The sequence below is a fragment of the Geoglobus sp. genome, assembly GCF_054018175.1.
This window is the reverse complement of sequence record NZ_JBPLZQ010000024.1, coordinates 1-3,234: the sequence shown is the minus strand read 5'-3', so window position 1 is coordinate 3,234 and position 3,234 is coordinate 1. Positions and strand designations below refer to the sequence as shown.

The 3,234-nt window shown below is 55.7% G+C and carries 3 protein-coding genes and 1 pseudogene; 2 read left to right on the top strand and 2 right to left on the bottom strand.

The window, feature by feature from the left end; genetic code table 11:
• A partial coding sequence (locus tag ACXJJC_RS01710; protein WP_456368909.1) for a DUF7289 family protein occupies nt 1-365 on the top strand: 365 nt, incomplete at its 5' end.
• Nucleotides 362-1,102 (top strand): DUF7289 family protein, encoded by a 741-nt coding sequence (locus ACXJJC_RS01705; protein WP_456368908.1) that lies wholly within the window; start codon nt 362-364, stop codon nt 1,100-1,102. The genes ACXJJC_RS01710 and ACXJJC_RS01705, both read left to right, overlap by 4 nt.
• On the opposite strand, the gene ACXJJC_RS01700 is transcribed toward ACXJJC_RS01705, so the two are convergent.
• Together ACXJJC_RS01700 and ACXJJC_RS01695 are read right to left on the bottom strand one after the other, a co-directional pair.
• Nucleotides 1,103-1,780: an OB-fold nucleic acid binding domain-containing protein gene (locus ACXJJC_RS01700; RefSeq protein WP_456368906.1), complete on the bottom strand. Its 678-nt coding sequence runs from the start codon at nt 1,778-1,780 to the stop codon at nt 1,103-1,105.
• Nucleotides 1,780-3,234: pseudogene (locus ACXJJC_RS01695) on the bottom strand (DEAD/DEAH box helicase); the annotation flags it as partial. The pseudogene ACXJJC_RS01695 and the gene ACXJJC_RS01700, both read right to left, overlap by 1 nt.

Below are 3,234 nucleotides of genomic sequence, written 5' to 3'. Positions count from 1 at the left end.
TCTACGGGAACGGCTGGGAAATAGCGATGGAGAACGGGGCGATAATTGGAAAGTGGGGCGGCAGGGGGGACATGCTGTCTGCACCTCCGATCTACCTGACCGGAGACACACTGACTATGCCGATAATATCATTCAACGGGTCGATCTCCGCAGGGGGTGGTGGGTACATCACCCTGAAGATTGCGCTGGAGAACGTCAGCCGCATAAAAACCGGTCCGGCCGAGATAAGGATAAAGAGCAGCAACTACCTTCTGTGGGAGGACTACTTCAGGAGCATGAATCTGAGTCCGTATGTTGACGGCGACGAGGTCGTGCTGCATGTGAGGGATTCGTACATAGTGCTTTACCGGGTGAGGCTGGGATGAACTCGAAAGCCGTTTCGGAAGTGCTCGGATACATGCTGATCCTCGCAATAGTGATGGCGTCCATCTCGATGGTCTACCTGAAGGTGAACAGCCTGCTCGACAGCACGAGCAAGATGTACATATCCGAGGGACTGAGGCAGAGCTTCAAGAGAATTCTGAACGTCGTTGCGATCTCCACATACGGAGGGGCACCCCTGCAGAGCATACAGGTTGAGATGCAGGGAGGCTCCTTCTGGACAGGGAACGAGACAAAAATAAGCATAACCGCGGGAAACATCAGCATCGAAAAGTACACGGGATCGCTGAACTACATGTACGAGGGGTTCCAGGTGACCCTCGAGAACGGAGCGGTCTGGGAAAAATACTACGGGTACATGAGCGCAGTTGAGGAGCCGAGGATATTCATCCACACCACATCAGCGAAAAGCGCGTCGTACTCCACCAAGGTCGTTGCAGTCGTGGTCATCAACAAGTTCGTCGGAGACATGTCGGTCAGCGGAAGGGGGTCGGTCAAGCTCGTGTTCAACACCACCTCCGTCAACGTGACCGCCGAGGACGTTCAGGGCGTCATGAACCTCACCGTCACGTCCCCGTACGCCAGGCTCTGGTACGACTTCTTCGAGACCCTTCCGGGAGATGCCTACCTCGACAACGCCACCAGCACGGCGAGGCTGAGCGTTTACGTTGACAGGCTGGTCATAGCCGAGTACACCACGGAGGTGAGCGTGGAAACGTAGTCAGAGCTCCATCCTGTTCACGACCACGCGGGAATTCCTTCCGGCGTGTATGGACGGTCTTCCCCTGAACTCGTTCACATACGCGTTGAAGACAACCACCTCGTCTCCCGGGGCCATCCCTTCTGCGAGCTCCACCTTGTCGTCCCACAGGATCAGCGGCACGAAAGCGCTGCCGTCGGTTATGCTGAAGACGGCGATTTTCTTACCACTCTTCGTCACCCTCACACCATCTATGCCCGCAATCCGGCCCCTTACGCACACGCTGTTCGAGGGTTTCAGAGCGTCGAGAGGTGTGAACGCGGATTCGTCAACTTCAACCCTCACAGATTCTGCGTCGCTGACGTGATATCCGCTCTCTCCTGCGCTTGCAATGACCTCAAGCCTCATTCCCGGGAATACTTCTCCGGCCGCAGTCCTGTACGCTTCGTCCCACAGGTAGACGAACTCCCTTCCGCTCTCGCTCACGAGCTCAACCCTGCAGTATTCCTTCCCGGGAAAAACTCTCCTGTCGACGACTATCCCCGACACCCTGATCGACCTGCCAGCTTTTCTGGAAAGGGAGTTTTCAGATTTCTTTAGCGTGCCAAAATAGTACTCGACAAGAGTTTTTGCCACGTCTTCGTCTATCAGATCTCCGAAATGCTCCTTCACTTCGGCAAGCTTTTTCTCGAAGTCCATCAGTCCCAGAACGCCCGGGATTTTATATAATTCTTTTCCGCCTCGAGCAGAGCCTTGAAAAAGCTTTTTTCGTCTGGATAAAAGTTCATGAGCAACCTGCTCGCCGTTTCGGCGCCAATCCCGTAGGTGTTCAGCGCGTAAACAGCCCTCATTCCGTGCATAGCTACAAGATTCGCGACCCTGTAGAGTTCCGACTTGTCGACATCATCGAGCCTCCTCCTCGCGTTGATGCATGCGAGCATTTTCGAACCGCACCTCGGACAGGTGAGGGAGTCGATGTACCTGACCTTCAGCGTTACGGTGTAGCCACAGTTCAGGCAGCGGATGTGGCACTCCTCGTTCTCGATCCTCTCTCTGAACGCCTCAAGCACCGCCTCTACAGGTTTTGAGGTCAGAAGGACGTCGAAGCTCTGTCTTGAGCTCGCCGTCCCTATCGGTGTCAGCCCGGTGTACGTGACAATCTCCAGAGAGCCCATGTTTTGAAGAATGCCGTGCAGCCTGTCGAGGTCCACCCTCTCAACCTCGAGCTCTCTCAGTGCCTCCCTGAAAATTGGGGTGTCGTACAGCCTCTGCACGAGCTTTCTGACGTTCACCCTGTTGAGCTCCACGTCCTTGCTGAGGTACCCGGTCTTCCTCGAGACATTCAGTATCTTCCACTGGAACAGCCTCGTGTCCACGACTGCTCTCTCGAACAGCCTCTCCAGCCCGTCCTTCCCAACGCCGCCAAGGCTTTTAAGCGCGTCCACGACCTCATCGACGCTCGCAGGAACGAGTCTGATCCTGTATGGGTCCACCTCGACACCAACGTTCCTGCCCTTCCTTGCCGAGATCAGCAGGGCGAGAATTCTCCCGAGAGCCTCGTTCACCCTGTGACCGAAGCATGCGTTCACCACGGCCACATCTTCACTCCCCTCGATCACGATCCTCGTGTCTCCTGGCACAGCGAACCCTGAGCTCATGTGCTCGTGAATCTTCTCAACGACTGCTTCAGCCGCACTTCGATTAATGTCGTAGTTCTCCAGCAGGTACTCAACTGCCCTCTCCCTCCCCTCCGTCCTGATGACGTCCGCCAGAACGCGTCTCAGCTTCCCGACCTCACGGGCCACCTCAAACGGTACGGGTATCTCCTCCCCAGCCCAAGACGGCACGTCGGCATCGACCTCTGCAGGAACGACCCTGACCGCGTCATCAACGCTCACAACTCTCCACACCTCTCCCTTCATCGCAAAGAGCTCTCCAGTGAACGTCTGGAGGAACGACTCGTCAAGGGTGCCGATGATCTTCCCGGTCGTGATGTCCCTGACCGGGTAGTGCTTCTCGTCAGGTATCATCGAGATGTTCTCGTAGAAGTAGCGCCTCGTTTTTCGTCTCGCCCTCAGAATTGCCCCATCGTAATCGACAACCTTCAGCTCACTCAGAAACCTGCAGAACTGATCGAAAAACTCGAAGTCAAT

Excerpts from the sequence above, each read along its gene's own strand:
- ACXJJC_RS01705 (WP_456368908.1), top strand. The coding sequence starts at position 362 with ATGAACTCGAAAGCCGTTTCGGAAGTGCTCGGATACATGCTGATCCTC.
- ACXJJC_RS01700 (WP_456368906.1), bottom strand. The coding sequence starts at position 1,780 with ATGGACTTCGAGAAAAAGCTTGCCGAAGTGAAGGAGCATTTCGGAGAT.